The following is a 15,641-nucleotide window of genomic DNA, read 5'->3' as shown; positions in this document are numbered from 1 at the left end:
CCATCTTAAATAGAATGAGATTTTTTTACATTGCCTTTAAAAGATTATATCGCAATCTCAAATGATGCTATCATATCTCTCATAAGCTCTCTTTAAAGAGAATTATGCGTATTAATAGGTTGTATTTATCAAGAGAGATTGTTTTTTGAAGCATTGATAAGACTTAATATATTGAAATATAATACTTTTTATCTTTTTAGTGTTTTTTTCTTTAAAACACAAAGTTTCAAAACTCAAAACCCCCTTTAAATTGATAAGTTACTCTTTATAACACGCCTCATAACCATCTCTTGTCTTTTGAAAGGCATTTAAAGAGCCATATTTCCTCTCATAAAACATGATTTAAACACGCACTCTAATCATAACAATTGTCTTTTAAAATTTACTGACAAAATTTGACAAAACAGACAAAATGCGTGTCATTAATTGTCTATATTACTCACATTGCTTTTATACGTGATGTTTTAAAATTTTGAAAAATACTAACCTATTGAAATATAATGTTTTTATTTTATCTCAATTTTTTTAAATAAAAGGGGGGGGGTAAATTAACTGACAAAACAAACAAAAGAGACAAAAGCCCATAAAAAGGCATTTTGATAAGGATACAAGAATTCAAAATGTTTTTATAAAAATCAAAACCGCATGATCATATTATCCTTTTTATGAGAATGATGCGGTGGCTATAGAGAATGAATCAAAACAATAGATTTGAATCAAAAGCGCTGGTTATAAAGACGCGGTCTCTATAAAGCTGTTTAAATTACAAACCTCTTATAAAAAATTCACAAAAATATTCACAAGTTATCTCATAAAAATAATGATGCGTTATAAAGTTAAAAATAGGCATTATGAGAGCGTTTTTAGTTATTATGATGTTTAAAAGAGAAAAATAACGCAATTGCGTAATATAGAGTCAAATAGATGCAATAAAACAGAAACTATTCATAAGCATATGACGCATATTTATACATAATGGTATAAAAAATAATTATAAAAAACACAAAAAAGAATAAAAGATAGTTGACAATAAATACGTAATTTGTTATATAAATACTCAAGTGATCAAAACACTAATCTACAAGCGGATGGGTTACGATAAACCTAATCCCTAATCTAAAAAAACTGGCTGTCTTTTATGCTCTTGTTAGTATATTAAGATTCTGTCGGGTGTAGTTACGCCATACAATACCTTTTCGAAGGAAAAGCGTAACAACGGACTTGTAGCCGTGTTTTGAGCGCCCGATGCCCTTATAGGGTGTCAATTCAAAACTTTTATTACTACAAGGAGACACTAGCCATGAATGCTACTGTTAAAAATAGAAAATCATCCAAAAAATATGAATTAACCACTGAAAACTTCACTTTTGATGGGATTACTTTACACCGCATTCGCGCATTAAGAGATTTTGATGATGTAAAGGCTGGTCAATTGGGTGGCTTTATTGAAAACGAAGATAACCTCTCTCATGATGGCAATTGTTGGATTTATGATAATGCCGCGGTTTTTTTGGATGCCAAGCTTTATGAGAATGCTAAAATTTATCAAGAAGCTAAAGTTTTTAGACAAGCCAAGGTTTATGGAAATGCTACTGTAAATGGCAAGGCATGGGTGTTTGATTATAAAGCTCATGTTTATGAAAATGCAAAAATTAACGATAACGCTAGGGTCTGTGGTCATGTCTCTGGCAATGCCGTTGTAAGTGATAACGCTACTATTGCTGATGGTGCCAAGGTTTATGATAACGCACGGGTTTATGAGAGGGCACATATTTGTGGCTATGTTTTTGGAAATGCCCATGTTTATGGTAAATCACGTATTTATGTATGGGCACATATTTATGATAATGCCCATGTCTTTTGCAATGCCTGGATTAAGGATTATGCAAGTGTCTATGGCAATGCAAAAGTCTCTGGCTCGGCGCGCGTTGGTTGCTTGGCAAGAATTTATGATAATGCCAAGGTTTATGGTAAATCAAATATCGATCATCATGTAAAAATTTATGGCAATGCCGTGGTTAATAGCCATATAAAAATTCGTGATGATATTTGTACTAACGATCAGTCTCTTAAAGATGCTGCGTAAATAACACCGTGGGCGCGGCGGGGGCGCCCCTCTCTAAATTTCATTCAAAATTTTACTAACTATAGATTAGGAGCTCCCTATGACCACTATAAATGTATCTAAAATTGTATCCAAAAAATATGAAATTACAAATGAAACCCGTGTTTTTGATAATCATACCCTTTATCGCATTCGTGCTTTGAGAGACTTTGATGATGTTAAGGCTGGTCAATTGGGGGGCTTTATTGAAGATGAGAGTAATCTCTCTCATGAGGGCAATTGCTGGGTTGCTGATGATGCGTATGTTTTAAAACCCGGTCGTGTTTATGAGAATGCTAGGGTTTATGGCAATGCTGCGGTTGGTGGTTTTGTTTATGGCAATGCGCATGTTTATGATTTTGCCAAGGTTTTTGCCAATGCCCATGTCTATGATAACGCACGGGTTTTTGATAGTGCAAAAATTATCAGTAATGTCCATATTTATGAAAATGCAAGTGCCTATGGCATGGCTATTGTTACTAAAAATGCCTATAGCAATACAAGAGAGAATGTTTATACAGAACGGCTCTCTCCTTATGGCGAGATTTCCTTTGTAATGTGTCGTCCATAAAAAGCAGCATAAATAACACCGCGGGCGCGGCGGGGGCGCCCCCTTCTTAAGAACATTTCATTCAAATTTTATCGATTATTTAGATTGGGTTTTCTCATGATTAGTACAGTTGTAACTAAAAAATATGAATTAACAAATGAAATCAAAGAAATTTACCAAAATAAGGATGGTAAATTTGTGCCTATAAATCTTTATCGCATTCGTGCTTTAAGAGATTTTGATGATGTCAAGGCTGGTCAATTGGGTGGTTTTATTGAAAATGAAGATAACCTCTCTCATGATGGTAATTGCTGGGTTTATGATGAGGCGTGGGTTGCTGACAATGGCGTCGTGTCTGAAAATGCAAAACTTCGTAATGAAGCTGTTGTTGCTAAACATGCTAAAGCTTATGGGAATGCTGTTATTAGTGATCATGCTAAAGTTTATGGTCATGATACCCATGTTTATGACAATGCCAAGGTTTATGATCATGCTAGTATCTCAGGGAATATGTGGTTTCGAGACAAGGGATGGGTTTATGGCAAGTGCGTGGTTAATGGGAATGCCAAGGTTTGTGGTCAAGTTTATGACAATGCCGTGGTTTATGGAAAAGCCTTTATTACTATAGAGGCAAAAATATATGACAATGCAAAAGTTTTGCATAGTGCTTATGTGAATGGCTCTGTTTATGGCAATGCAAAAGTATCGGGCTCTGCTTATGTAAGTGAGGGTGCTCATATTTTTGAAAATGCTAGGGTTTATGGAAAAGCGGTTATTGAAAAAAATATCAAGATTTATGGCAATGCAAAAATATTTGGAAATGCGTATGTTCGTAATGAAGTAAGTGATGATGTTATAATCAATAATCGTGAAAAAATTATCGAAAATGAAGCAACGTAAATAACAGGCGTTGCGGGGGCGCCTGCTTTCCAAATTCTTTCATTTCAAATTTCATTCTATAAGGATTGTTCCTATGCAAAAGAAATTTGCACTTACAAATGAAACGCGTCTCTTTGGTAATCGCATATTGTATCGCATTCAGGCTTTAAAAAGCTTTTCTGATGTCAAGGCTGGTCAACTCGGTGGTTTTATCGAAAATGAAAATAACCTCTCCCATGATGGCAATTGCTGGGTTTATGGTAATGCTCTGGTTTTAAACTCAGGTCGGGTTTCTGAAAATGCTAGGGTCTATCATAACGCTATTATCGCTGGTTATGTCTATGGCAATGCAATCGTTCTTGGTAAATCGATCATTTATGACCATGCTCATGTCTATGGTAATGCACAAATTTATGATCACGCCCGTGTCGTCAATTATGTTCATATTTGTGAAAATGCTCATAGTCACGGCATTGTTATGATTTTAGAAAAGACTCGTGATGATATTGAAACAAGGTCTTATATCGAATTGCTTTCCAATAATGAAATAAAAATCATCTGGCTGCGTAATAAAGCCTTTTTAAATCTTTAAAGCGCGGCGGTCACTCCATTTTTCCAACATTTTCCATGCAACTTTTTTCACAAGAGAGATTGTGAGGGGTCTTATGATGTCCAAAAAATACAAACTAACTAATGAAACAAAACAACTGAAAGATAAAATTACACAAAAAATTACAACGCTTTATCGCATTCAGGCTTTAAAAAGCTTTTCTGATGTCAAGGCTGGTCAACTCGGTGGCTTTATTGAAAAGGAAGAAAATCTTTCTCATAACGGTCTTTGCTGGGTTTATGATAATGCATTGGTTTATAAACATGCCCGTGTCTATGAGAATGCAAAAATACGAGGCAATGCGCAAATTTGTGGTCTTGTCTATGGCAATGCTCAGGTGCATGATAAGGTGTTTATTTCTCAATATGCAAAAATTTATGACAATGCATTTGTTTATGATAGTGCGCATGTGGCTGGCTATGTTTATGGCAAGGCTCGTGTCTATGGCAATAGTCGCGTTTCAATTGAAGCCCATGTTTATGGCAATGCGCATCTTTTTCATAATAGTTATCTTTTTGAATATGCAAGGCTTTATGGCAACGCTAGAGTGTTAGGCTCTGCTTGTCTTTTTAGCACTGCGCATGTTTATGGCTATGCTGTTGTTAATAGCCGTGCCAAAATTTATGGCAAGGTTTATGACTATGCAAAAGTGAGTGGCTGTGCGCAAATTTATGGCTCTGTTTATGGTAAAGCTCAGGTTTCTCATACTATCAAGGTCTTTGGTCGTGCTTGTGGGCGTGCAAAACTGAATCGAAAAAGTGAGATAAGAGAGGTTCCCAAAAATAAGGAGGTTAATAAGAGCGATATTCTTATAGAGATTATTGATACTGAAGAATAAACAATAAATGCGGGGGGCGTTGGTTTTATACCATTTCAAAAGACAAGAGTGCAAAAAAGAAAGCCGTGCCATTTTACGTGACGCGGCTTTCATGTCTCAACTCTAATGGAGTAATAAATGCATATATACAAAACGTATTATATTACAAGCTTTGTATTCGCTTTATAAAAACTTATCCAAAATAATATAAAGGAATGATTATGAAAGCGTTCTTTTAGATCATCACATTTGAATGAGAAAAGCCTATTAGCTCTGTGATGATTTAAACCTATTCATAACAATGCCCTCATATTTGAGGTGGTCAATTTGAAAGAAAGCACCTTCTCAAAACGCTTTGTAAAGTTATATCAACTCTCAACTTCTCTCTGCTTATGAAAAAAGATGCCCTCATTTTTGAGAAGTCCTTAATCACTCAATCCAAATTTGGATTAACTCCTTTCAAAAAAACGTTTCAAACATCTGCATTTAAACAAGCCCTCATATTCAATTGCGTTTTAACAATGCGATTTATTATGATAAAAACGTCTTGTAAAATTTATGGGATGTTATGAATGATAACTGCTTTGCATTTCATTTGAATGCTCTCATGTGTTATAATATTGGCATCATGATTTGCTTTTTATGCTCTGTTTATAGATGGCTATTGTTTGTAAAAAATGGTCAATTGAATCGTGCATAAAAGTATGGATTCTGATGGGGATTTATATAAAATAAATACACCCAATATACTGATTTTATTGTGTTTTTCTTTGAAATGTGCCGGTAACGTGTTCGACGCATAAGAACCCCTCTATGGGAAGAAATCCTCTATCGACTCGATCGCTCCTATGAAGCTTTAACACTGCCCGAAAACCACAAATATCGCCAAAGTGGTCTCGGTATCATCCGTAAACGCACTAGTATTGAACAAATTGTGCGCTCACAATCATTACAATCAGAATTGAGAGAGATCAATGAACTGCCTATTCGCAATGATCTTTTACCCATGGGAAAAGAAGCACTTCATAAACGCAATACACGCAATTCTTTGATTTCTGCAATGACCTCACCTACCTTACGTGCTGTTTATGCAACAATTATACTTGGCGCTAAAAATCTTTCTGATATTCTCAAGCATGTCGATTCAGATGCCAAAAGCATTCATAAATCCATTAATCGCCTTTTGAATCTTGGTCTTATTCAAAACACAAAAGAGGGATTTCAAGTCGTAGATACATTATGGCAAGCACTAGAAGATAAAAACGTACGAAATATGGAGAATTTAGGTGACCGTTCCCTAGAAACTGAAGATATGCTTACAAAAATTAGTGAGGCATTTCAAATGGAAAAAATCTATAGCGAAACTGAAATCTCAAAGATATGCAGCCTCTTTACTGTAGATTTTGCACGTTTAAGGCGCACCTTGGTTGAAAGAGGATTTTTAAAACGGTACGCAAGCAAATATCAACGCGTGCGCTAAAAAAGAAAAAAGAGAGTGCGCCTTTCAATCGAATTTAAAAAGCAAAGTGCTTAAAGGGAGAGCTAGCGATAAACATTTTTTATGGCATAAAAAAATCTCGCGGCCTTTTTCACCAAATCATTCCAATAAAGATAGATAGAAAAAAATTGTCTTGGTTGAATCCTTAATATTGCTAAAGTTTATGGTGAGGATTATGTTCATAACCGTTGGCTTGGATAGGATTGTTAAAGCAGCGCAAATACTCAATATTCAATGATATCTCCTCAAAAATTTCTGTTTTTATGTACTCAATTCTATAAAAGCAAATACATGAGTATTATTGAATGCGAAACATTTAATCATGCGAAAATTATAACTTACTGCACAAATTGGGATAAACTTACAAAAGGTAAGCGTACTAGGTTCTAATAAAGCCACTGATGGGTTTATTATGCGCACACGTCATCAGCGCAAATTAAAAAAACTTTTGTAATATTCTTAATCTTACAGATCCTTGGGCAATAATTGTCCAATAAGATCTCTACCCATTTAGAATATAAAATCTCAAATGCCCACACGATAAATATCTGTCGAGATAAAGCATATTTAAAACAAACCTTCTCTGAAAAAAAGTCTGATAAAAAGAAAAGTGAATCTTATTGAACCTGATGTGTTCTAAGCCACACATGTCCTCTTTTATCCTGTTATTCTTAAAAGCCCAAATGAAACAGGGTAAAAAACGTATGATTTGCAAATAATCCAACAGAATTTATCACGATACAGAATTGAAAATATGAAATTAAGCATATCTAAAAAATAAACGTACAATTTTTTTTTAAATGGGAAAGTTCCATATGCTTCCCAGCCCCCCCTCTCATAACAACTTTCAAGAAATGCGTACTGCATACCACAGGCAAATTGTATCTAAGAAAGGAGAATTAAATATGATACCACGCCCTGCCACTATATACAACCCGCTATTGCACGCATCTTAAGAGAAGCAAAAAAACAAGGATGTAAATTAAGAGAAATAAAACATACGTATGAACTCCTTCTTTCTCTTAAATCCGATATTCCAATACCAAATTTAGCCACACAGCCTGTGATAACATTTGGAATTCATTAAATGATAAATACGACCTTGATATCATCTTATAAGCCCGTTCCATGTAAAAACACGCTCCCCCCTCATCTTGTCAAAGAAATCACACACCATGGTAAAATTATATGGTATGTGCGGATTGGTCATGAGCAACGTATTAGAGTACGAGGAACCTATGGAACACAAGAATTTGTTGACAATTACAAAAACGCACTTGCCCAATTACAAAGGCTGATATTTCCTAAATCCAAACCAGGAAAACTTGTTGAGGGTTCCTTTGCATGGCTGTTTTGACAATATTGTAACAGCTCAAATTAGCATAGCTTTGCTGAAGCTACAAAAAAATTCATTCTTATGAAGGCATGCGATTTAATAGGAAATATTCCATACAAAAATATTGAGAAGAAATAGTTTATAGCTGGTGTTGAACGACGTAAAGAACCACCTAGAATGGCTAGAGAGCTTTTAAAAGTACTGAATAATCCTTTTAAATGGGCAATTGATCAAGGTCTTTTAGAAGATAATCCAACTTTAGGTGTCAAAAGGCCTCCGCTCAAAAAAACAGGAGGGATTGCTGTTTGAACAGAAAAAGATGTGGAGAAATATTATAAAACATGGGCTTTAGGAACATATGAACGTGTTTGGATTGATGTTCTTTTGTACACGGGTTTGCGTCCTTTACATGGGGTTGCCGTCGTGGTGATGCTGTTCGCATTGGTTGGAAAGATGTCAAAAAGAATATCATTCATTTCAAGACTGAGAAAAGTAAATACTAAACGGATGTTTTTCCTCCTATTTTACCGTAATTAGCAGCAACTCTTAAAATTGGTCCTATTGGAGAGAAAACGTTCATTTATAGGAAACGGAGAAAAAACTCCTCAAAGAAAATTTTGATATTCTATTTTATAAAGCATGCAATTAAGCCGGTATAAAAAATCAGTGCATCGTTTGAGAAAATGAGCAGCAACATACGCTGCTAACTCAAGCGTAACAGTCTTACAACTTTACGCAATCTTTGGATGGACAGATGATAACATGGCATCCTTCTATATAAAGAGCACCAACCACAAAACACACTCAAACACAAAACATCATAGAATCAATACACATCGAATTCCTTGCTTTTAATATGGCTTATTGATTTTTATGTCTTTTCTTAATTAATAGCGGAGTTTGGTATAGAAACTTAGGAAAATATGGCGCTATAAACTGAATAACACTCCAGCTTATAAGACCGCCTAAAATTGTACCAGCCAAAACATCAAAAGGATAATGCACACCAACAAAGATACGCCCCCAAGAGATCAAACATAAAAATACCGTTGCAAACTGAGAAGCGACTTTATATCTATAAAAATAAAGACTTGCTGTATAAGATGCAATAGTCAAAGCATGATTACTAGGAAAAGAAGCTGTTGCTTTATGCTTAATCAGTGGTATTGACAATCCCGTAACAAATGGACGTGGATGAAAATAAATAAGAGAAATGAGATAACCTATAAAAAGAGACACACAAATACTCATAACAATGCTTAGTGCTACGCGTCGCTCCTTCTCTTTACCACAAAACCACAACACACAAAGATGTAATGGAATAATATAAATCAAAAATTTCGCACAAAAAATACTAAACAAAACTAAAACCGACCAAGATTGATGATTACCAGCTAGCATTTCAAAGAGTGCAACATCAATCCGGTTTAAATAATCCATTCTTCTTTTTTCCTTTATATTTATAGTTTTACAGTATCATCTTTTTATAAAAAAAGTGAATTGTATAAAAAATATATCAAAATTTAATAAATCGATTTTTTTATGCACATAAGCTTGCTATTTTCAAAGATAAGTTGTAAACGTGAAATGTTTGTTACCGGCGTTTAGCTGGAGGTTGAACGGAGGACTGAAGAGTTATCAGTAGGAAATGCAATGTTTCCGACCTCCTGTGTCTCCGCTCTCGGATGTCTCAAATTGTAAGCGCGTCCTTTCTTCTTTGGATTTCCAAAAAAGGCAAGTCGCAGAGGCTTTGCGCTAAAACCGGTAAAGTTTAATTGAAGAAAGGCAAAGCAATGGCTCTTTATGAACATATATTTCTTGCTCGACAAGACATTGCACCGCAGCAAATTGATGAACTATTAAATACCTATAAAGGGGTCATTGAAGCGCACGGTGGGAAAGTTGGGCGTACAGAAAATTGGGGTCTTCGCCCTCTCGCTTATCGTATTCGTAAAAATCGTAAAGCTTATTATGTACTGGTTAATATCGATGCACCAGCGGCGGCAATTGCTGAAGTTGAACGTCAAATGCGTATTAATGAGGATATTTTACGTTATATGACCATTCGCGTGGAAAAACACGAAAAAGAAAAATCTCCTATATTTTCACGTGTTGATCGTAATGATCACATTGGTCATGATGAAGAGCACTATCGTTCCCCGCGTCGCCAACGTGAAGATGTCATAGAAGGAGTAGAATGATGACCGATATGAATCAAACTGCAGCACGTCGTCCTTTTCATCGTCGTCGTAAAACATGTCCGTTTTTAGGTGCTAATGCTCCTAAAATTGATTATAAAGATGTCAAATTGTTGCAACGTTATATTTCAGAACGGGGGAAAATCGTTCCTTCGCGTATTACAGCCGTCAGTCAGAAAAAACAACGTGAGTTAGCGAATGCTATTAAACGTGCTCGTTTTCTAGGATTACTCCCATACGTTATAAAGTAAGATATTCATACGTTACGCAACTGGGGAAGCACCCCAGTTGCTTTTCCTATCTGATTTAACAAAAACTGATTATGGATTGTACGAAGAGTATAAAAATGCCATAAGTTGAGGTATTGTAATGCCCCTAACTGCAAACAGCAGGACAGCGATAAATGAAAAATCTTCATGTTTATAAAATTATGACCGGTATTTTGGCCGGCCTTTTTGCTGTTGTAATAGGGATGGCACTTATTAGCGTTGCAAATATTGCACCCCATTTTTCTCTTCTCCTTGGTTGCTTTCTTTCCTTGCCAATTTTTATTGTTGCATTTGGTCAAGGAACTTTAGCTAGCCTCGTTGCTCTCATAAGTGCGACGATTGTTCTTATCATAACCACTAATATCTATATTGCTCTTAGCTTTATGCTGTTATTTTTTCTTCCTGCTGTCTATGCTTCTTGGCTCCTTGGGCTTGCACGACCAGACCATAAGAAAAACACACTGATATGGTATCCATTATCATCAGTTATTTTTCATTTAACGAACTTTATCGCTCTTATAGCAACCTTCATCGGAGTTTATATTCAAACCCGTTCATCCACACCCATTATTGTACAAAAAGTCACAGCAAACGTAGCACAAGCTCTGCAACAATCGCAGTCACTCAGGGAAACTGATATCCGCGCTTTTAGCGATTTTATCATGGCAAATACAGCAACTTTAACAGCTATTGCTCTCACAGTTTATAGTTTACTTTTTCTCATTGGTAATCTTTATTTTTCGATAATAACAGCTCAACATATGAAGTGGCTGAAAAGACCTCGAGATGATTGGAGTAAAACTCTCCGTTTTCCAATTTCTGGAATTATTATTTTTATCGTTGTTTGCCTCGTATCAATGGCTGAATTGAGTGCACCTCTTAATTTGAGCACGCGTGTCTTTAGCACTGCCTATACTGTTATTATCTCGATTAGTGGTTTAGCATATCTCCATAATATTACCCAAGGAATCAATGGCCGAATTATTATACTTTCTCTTGTTTATATTGCCATTTTAACTGTTGTTTTTGCTCCACCTATTTCTTTCATGATGCTCTTGATGGGAATTTGGGGAGCGATTCAATACAACTTTCAATCACGCAAAAAACTTCACTAGATTTATTTGTTCGAAAGGAAAAACTATGGATATTATTCTACTTGAACGCATTCCTCGTCTTGGTCAAATGGGGGATGTTGTCTCCGTTAAGGATGGTTATGCACGTAACTTTCTCTTACCGCAAGGCAAAGCTTTACGTGCTAATGACGTTAATAAAAGACATTTTGAAATACAACGTGCTCAACTTGAAGCGCGTAATCTTGAACGCAAAAGCGAAGCACAAAAAATCGCTGAAAAACTTGACGGAAAATCATTTGTTGCCGTTCGTTCAGCAGGTGAAACAGGGCAACTTTATGGATCAGTATCAACACGTGATATTGCCGAAATTATAACGAATGAGGGTTTTTCTATTGAACGCAATCAGATTGAGCTGAATCATCCAATAAAAACTATTGGCCTCCATACTATCACTCTTAGTCTTCACCCTGAAGTGCAAATTTCTGTAATCATTAATGTTGCACGTTCAGCTAATGAAGCACAACGTCAAGCAGAAGGTGAAACTCTAACTTCTGCTGAAGCAATCTATGATACTCAAAAAGAATCCGTAGAAGAAAATCAGGAAGAGCCATCAGTAGAAGAAATGAACGATAATGATGTAGAGAGCATTGATCAAGAAGCTTAACTGCCATTTTTATTACCTGTCTTGCATTTTCTGTTTTTCTATCGTCTCATAATAGTGATACACAACAGAGCATTTACCCTAAAAGGCTATATGTTCTGTTGTGTTATCGTGAAACATGAATTTTTATGGCAACAATATCCATCAGTATTGTATAGAAAATTGCATACTAAAAAAACATAGTAAGCAGAAATGTTCCCATACTTTCTTCAAATAAAAACCAGAATTTCTAAACCTCTGCTTTTAAAAGAATAATTTTCTCCTAAAGGGGTACATTGGTTGTAGCATCTCCTCTCATTTAAAATATTGTCACTATAAAAAAGTAATTTACTTATAGCACTCTTAAAACCCTAGTATCCTATACCCTCAAAACATCAGAGACAGAGCATTCTGTTTTTTAGGCATTGTGTTTTTTAGAACACCAAAAGTGCAATCTAGAAAATTTACATATTTTCTAAAATTTTTATATTATGAAAATAAAATGTAAAGGAATAAGCTCCAGTAATACACAAAGGATGAATCAGAAATTGGAGAGCGCTAAAAAAGAATTGAAAAGAAGATTTGAACTTAAAATCAAGATTCTGTCTCCTTCTTCTTTCATATAAAGTGCTCGATTGATTGCCTAAACGTGAAATTTTGATGAGAAAAACTGTTATGGAAGAAACCAGCATCATTAATTTTAGCTCTTCACAAAAAGAAGATCCCTCTTCTTTTCAACAACTCCCACATAATATTGAAGCTGAACAAGCCTTGCTTGGAGCGCTTCTCATCAACAACGATGCCCATGACCGCGTTGCAGATTTTTTGAAGCCCGAACATTTTTTTGAGCCTCTCCATCAAAAAATCTATGCTGTTTTATCTCATCTTATCGAAAAAGGAAAAATTGCCGATCCAGTTACTATAAAACCCTTCATTCCAGCAGAAGAAAAAATTGCCGATATTACTGTATATAATTATGTTGTTCGTTTAACCAAAGAAGCCGTAACAATCATCAATACTGAAGATTATGGACGGGTCATCTACGATCTTTTTCTCCGACGCTCCTTGATTAATATTGGAACTCAAGTTGTCAACACAGCCTTTGATGCTCCTGTAGAACTCACACCCTCTAGGCAAATTGAAACTGTTGAGCAACATTTATTTGAACTCGCAGAAAAGGGAAAATATGGAGGGGGATTTGAAAACTTTAATGATGCTGTCAAAAAAGCACTTGAAATGGCAAGTGCGGCTAAAAAGCGTTCCTCACACTTATCAGGGATAGCAACTCACATTAAAACACTTGATGAAAAAATGGGAGGATTACAAAAATCTGATCTTATTATCCTCGCCGGGCGCCCTGGAATGGGAAAAACTTCACTTGCAACCAATATTGCTTTTAATATTGCCAATGCTTGCAATCGTGATGGAAAAACACGAGAGAATGAAGGCGGCATCGTTGGATTTTTCTCGCTGGAAATGTCATCAGAACAACTGGCAACCCGTATTATTTCTGAACAAACCGAAGTTTCTTCTTCTGATATCCGCCGTGGAAATATCTCAGAAGAGCAATTTGCAAAAATTATCCGTGCTATGAATCGTTTACAAAAAGCACCGCTTTATATCGATCAAACGGGGGGTATATCAATCACACAATTGGCAGCACGCGCACGTCGTCTCAAGCGGCAACATGGTTTAGATGTTTTGATTATTGACTATATTCAGTTAATGACAAGCAATTCAAAGCGTTCATCTGAAAACCGTGTTCAGGAAATTACAGAGATTACCACAGGATTAAAAGCATTGGCAAAAGAATTGAATATTCCCATCATTGCTCTTTCACAACTTTCTCGACAAGTTGAAAATCGAACAGATAAACGCCCACAACTCTCCGATTTGCGTGAATCTGGTTCCATTGAACAAGACGCTGACATCGTGCTGTTTGTCTATCGTGAAGAATATTATCTCAAAAATGAAGAACCAAAGATAGGCACTCTTGAATATGAAAGATGGCAGAATACAATGGACAAAGCTTTTGGAAAAGCTGACGTTATTGTTGCAAAACAACGCCATGGACCAACAGGAACCGTTCATCTTGCCTTTCAGTCTGACTACACACGTTTCAGTGATTTGGCAGATAGTAATTATCTTCCAGAGCAAATTGGTTAAATCATCATGGCACGTCACCGTCTCCAATTTATTTGCCAAAATTGTGGAACTGTTCATTCACGCTGGTCTGGGAAATGTAATTCCTGTGGCGAATGGAATTCCCTTATCGAAGAAAATGAAAATAGTGGTATTGGTGGCGGCCCTACGCAAAATATCCGTAAAGGACGTATAGTTGCCCTTACGTCTCTTTCTGGAGATCTTCAAGATGCTCCTCGTATTCATTCTGGCATCGATGAGCTTGATCGTGTTACAGGTGGGGGATTTGTTCGTGGATCGGCATTGCTTGTTGGTGGAGACCCAGGTATTGGAAAATCAACATTGCTGACACAAACAGCGGCTGCTTTATCACGCAAGGGACATAATGTCATCTATGTTTCAGGAGAAGAAGCACTTGCACAAATATGCCTTCGTGCTCAAAGACTTGGAGCTGCAAATACAGAGGTAAAACTTGCTGCTGAAACAAATGTTGAAGATATTCTTGCAACCTTAAAGGAGCATAAAAATATCGATATGGTTATTATCGATTCCATTCAAACTTTATGGTCAGATGCCGCGGATTCAGCACCGGGTACAGTCACACAAGTGCGTATTGGTGCTCAAGCAATGATCCGCTTTGCAAAAAAAACAGGAGCAGCTGTTGTTCTTGTTGGTCATGTTACAAAAGATGGGCAAATTGCCGGTCCCCGTGTTGTAGAACATATGGTTGATGCTGTTCTCTATTTTGAAGGTGAAGGGGGACATCATTATCGAATCCTTAGAACTGTAAAAAATCGCTTTGGACCAACGGATGAAATTGGTGTTTTTGAAATGTCTGATAAAGGATTACGGGAAGTCATAAATCCATCCGAACTTTTTTTAGGCGAACGAAATGAAAAAGCACCAGGTGCAGCTGTCTTTGCAGGAATGGAGGGAACGCGTCCCATACTCGTAGAAATTCAAGCGCTTGTGGCTCCTTCTTCACTTGGAACACCACGACGTGCTGTTGTAGGATGGGATGGCAATCGTCTTTCAATGATTCTTGCTGTTTTAGAGGCTTATTGTGGTGTTCGTTTTGGACAACATGATGTCTATCTTAATGTGGCAGGAGGATATCGCATATCCGAACCAGCCGCTGATTTAGCTGTCGCAGCCGCTTTGGTCTCTTCACTTGCAAATATTCCTCTTCCAACTGATCATGTCTATTTTGGTGAAATCAGCCTTTCAGGAGCCATCCGCGCTGTTGCACATTCAGCACAACGCATCAATGAAGCCAAAAAACTTGGCTTTCAAGGGGCTGTTCAACCTATTACAACAACTGAAACAACGAAAGCGTGCAATTTTCAACAAAAAACATTCTCTGACCTTCCTGTGCTGGTTGCTGCTATTACTACAGGTAAAAAATGATCTGCGCCGCACATATGATAAGAGAGAAAAAATCCTACAAAATATAAAATATCCCTGCTATAAGAACAAAAATAGCATAACTAGAAATGCATTTTTATACGAACCTAAAAGAACACAA

The 15,641-nt window shown here is 36.4% G+C and carries 13 protein-coding genes and 2 pseudogenes; 14 read left to right on the top strand and 1 reads right to left on the bottom strand.

From position 1 onward, the window contains the following. Window positions 1–1,300: 1,300 nt before the first annotated feature. From LNM86_RS03015 to LNM86_RS02985, 8 genes and pseudogenes are all read left to right on the top strand, one after another. Entirely contained in the window at window positions 1,301–2,086 is a 786-nt protein-coding gene (locus LNM86_RS03015; protein ID WP_241437370.1) for a hypothetical protein, read from the top strand. Between the two features lie 79 nt (window positions 2,087–2,165). Further along, window positions 2,166–2,675, top strand: a complete 510-nt coding sequence (locus LNM86_RS03010) for a hypothetical protein (RefSeq protein ID WP_241437305.1) — start codon at window positions 2,166–2,168, stop codon at window positions 2,673–2,675. A gap of 96 nt (window positions 2,676–2,771) precedes the next feature. Further along, the gene (locus LNM86_RS03005) at window positions 2,772–3,554 is read left to right on the top strand and encodes a hypothetical protein (protein ID WP_241437306.1); all 783 of its coding nucleotides are present in this window, start codon (window positions 2,772–2,774) and stop codon (window positions 3,552–3,554) included. Between the two features lie 73 nt (window positions 3,555–3,627). After that, window positions 3,628–4,125, top strand: a complete 498-nt coding sequence (locus tag LNM86_RS03000) for a hypothetical protein (RefSeq protein WP_241437307.1) — start codon at window positions 3,628–3,630, stop codon at window positions 4,123–4,125. 76 nt (window positions 4,126–4,201) lie between these two features. Continuing rightward, window positions 4,202–4,981 carry a hypothetical protein gene (locus LNM86_RS02995; RefSeq protein ID WP_241438895.1) on the top strand — a complete coding sequence of 260 codons (780 nt, stop codon included), beginning with the start codon at window positions 4,202–4,204 and terminating at the stop codon, window positions 4,979–4,981. A gap of 913 nt (window positions 4,982–5,894) precedes the next feature. Next, window positions 5,895–6,440, top strand: a complete 546-nt coding sequence (locus LNM86_RS02990) for a DUF2087 domain-containing protein (RefSeq protein WP_241438381.1) — start codon at window positions 5,895–5,897, stop codon at window positions 6,438–6,440. A 923-nt stretch (window positions 6,441–7,363) separates the two neighbouring features. Continuing rightward, window positions 7,364–7,577, top strand: a pseudogene (locus tag LNM86_RS12800) (hypothetical protein). Continuing rightward, window positions 7,546–8,649 (top strand): annotated as a pseudogene (locus tag LNM86_RS02985) (tyrosine-type recombinase/integrase). The pseudogenes LNM86_RS12800 and LNM86_RS02985 overlap by 32 nt, the downstream one beginning before the upstream one ends. Before the next feature lie 6 nt (window positions 8,650–8,655). Here LNM86_RS02985 and LNM86_RS02980 read toward each other — a convergent pair. After that, complete coding sequence (locus tag LNM86_RS02980) at window positions 8,656–9,234, bottom strand: undecaprenyl-diphosphatase (RefSeq protein ID WP_241438380.1); 579 nt, start codon at window positions 9,232–9,234, stop codon at window positions 8,656–8,658. Between the two features lie 353 nt (window positions 9,235–9,587). Between LNM86_RS02980 and rpsF the strand changes: the two genes are divergently transcribed. The 6 genes from rpsF (at window position 9,588) to radA (ending at window position 15,523) form a co-directional block, all read left to right on the top strand. Beyond that, entirely contained in the window at window positions 9,588–9,995 is a 408-nt protein-coding gene (gene rpsF, locus LNM86_RS02975) for a 30S ribosomal protein S6 (RefSeq protein ID WP_241438894.1), read from the top strand. Beyond that, window positions 9,995–10,243: a 30S ribosomal protein S18 gene (gene rpsR / locus LNM86_RS02970; RefSeq protein WP_241438379.1), complete on the top strand. Its 249-nt coding sequence runs from the start codon at window positions 9,995–9,997 to the stop codon at window positions 10,241–10,243. Before rpsF ends, rpsR begins: the two co-directional genes overlap by 1 nt. Before the next feature lie 152 nt (window positions 10,244–10,395). Then, window positions 10,396–11,376, top strand: a complete 981-nt coding sequence (locus LNM86_RS02965; RefSeq protein WP_241438378.1) for a hypothetical protein — start codon at window positions 10,396–10,398, stop codon at window positions 11,374–11,376. Between the two features lie 25 nt (window positions 11,377–11,401). Continuing rightward, the gene (gene rplI / locus LNM86_RS02960) at window positions 11,402–11,998 is read left to right on the top strand and encodes a 50S ribosomal protein L9 (RefSeq protein ID WP_241438377.1); all 597 of its coding nucleotides are present in this window, start codon (window positions 11,402–11,404) and stop codon (window positions 11,996–11,998) included. 651 nt (window positions 11,999–12,649) lie between these two features. Beyond that, complete coding sequence (locus tag LNM86_RS02955) at window positions 12,650–14,140, top strand: replicative DNA helicase (RefSeq protein WP_241438376.1); 1,491 nt, start codon at window positions 12,650–12,652, stop codon at window positions 14,138–14,140. A gap of 6 nt (window positions 14,141–14,146) precedes the next feature. Beyond that, window positions 14,147–15,523, top strand: a complete 1,377-nt coding sequence (radA, locus tag LNM86_RS02950) for a DNA repair protein RadA (RefSeq protein ID WP_241438375.1) — start codon at window positions 14,147–14,149, stop codon at window positions 15,521–15,523. Window positions 15,524–15,641 lie beyond the last annotated feature (118 nt).

Origin of the sequence: Bartonella machadoae (assembly GCF_022559585.1) — a bacterium.
GTDB lineage: Bacteria > Pseudomonadota > Alphaproteobacteria > Rhizobiales > Rhizobiaceae > Bartonella > Bartonella machadoae.
Note: the sequence above shows the minus strand (reverse complement) of the source record. Positions and strands in the feature narration are given on the sequence as shown.

Excerpts from the sequence above, each read along its gene's own strand:
- LNM86_RS03015 (WP_241437370.1), top strand. The coding sequence starts at position 1,301 with ATGAATGCTACTGTTAAAAATAGAAAATCATCCAAAAAATATGAATTA.
- LNM86_RS03010 (WP_241437305.1), top strand. The coding sequence starts at position 2,166 with ATGACCACTATAAATGTATCTAAAATTGTATCCAAAAAATATGAAATT.
- LNM86_RS03005 (WP_241437306.1), top strand. The coding sequence starts at position 2,772 with ATGATTAGTACAGTTGTAACTAAAAAATATGAATTAACAAATGAAATC.
- LNM86_RS03000 (WP_241437307.1), top strand. The coding sequence starts at position 3,628 with ATGCAAAAGAAATTTGCACTTACAAATGAAACGCGTCTCTTTGGTAAT.
- LNM86_RS02995 (WP_241438895.1), top strand. The coding sequence starts at position 4,202 with ATGTCCAAAAAATACAAACTAACTAATGAAACAAAACAACTGAAAGAT.
- LNM86_RS02980 (WP_241438380.1), bottom strand. The coding sequence starts at position 9,234 with ATGGATTATTTAAACCGGATTGATGTTGCACTCTTTGAAATGCTAGCT.
- rpsF (WP_241438894.1), top strand. The coding sequence starts at position 9,588 with ATGGCTCTTTATGAACATATATTTCTTGCTCGACAAGACATTGCACCG.
- rpsR (WP_241438379.1), top strand. The coding sequence starts at position 9,995 with ATGACCGATATGAATCAAACTGCAGCACGTCGTCCTTTTCATCGTCGT.
- LNM86_RS02965 (WP_241438378.1), top strand. The coding sequence starts at position 10,396 with ATGAAAAATCTTCATGTTTATAAAATTATGACCGGTATTTTGGCCGGC.
- rplI (WP_241438377.1), top strand. The coding sequence starts at position 11,402 with ATGGATATTATTCTACTTGAACGCATTCCTCGTCTTGGTCAAATGGGG.
- LNM86_RS02955 (WP_241438376.1), top strand. The coding sequence starts at position 12,650 with ATGGAAGAAACCAGCATCATTAATTTTAGCTCTTCACAAAAAGAAGAT.
- radA (WP_241438375.1), top strand. The coding sequence starts at position 14,147 with ATGGCACGTCACCGTCTCCAATTTATTTGCCAAAATTGTGGAACTGTT.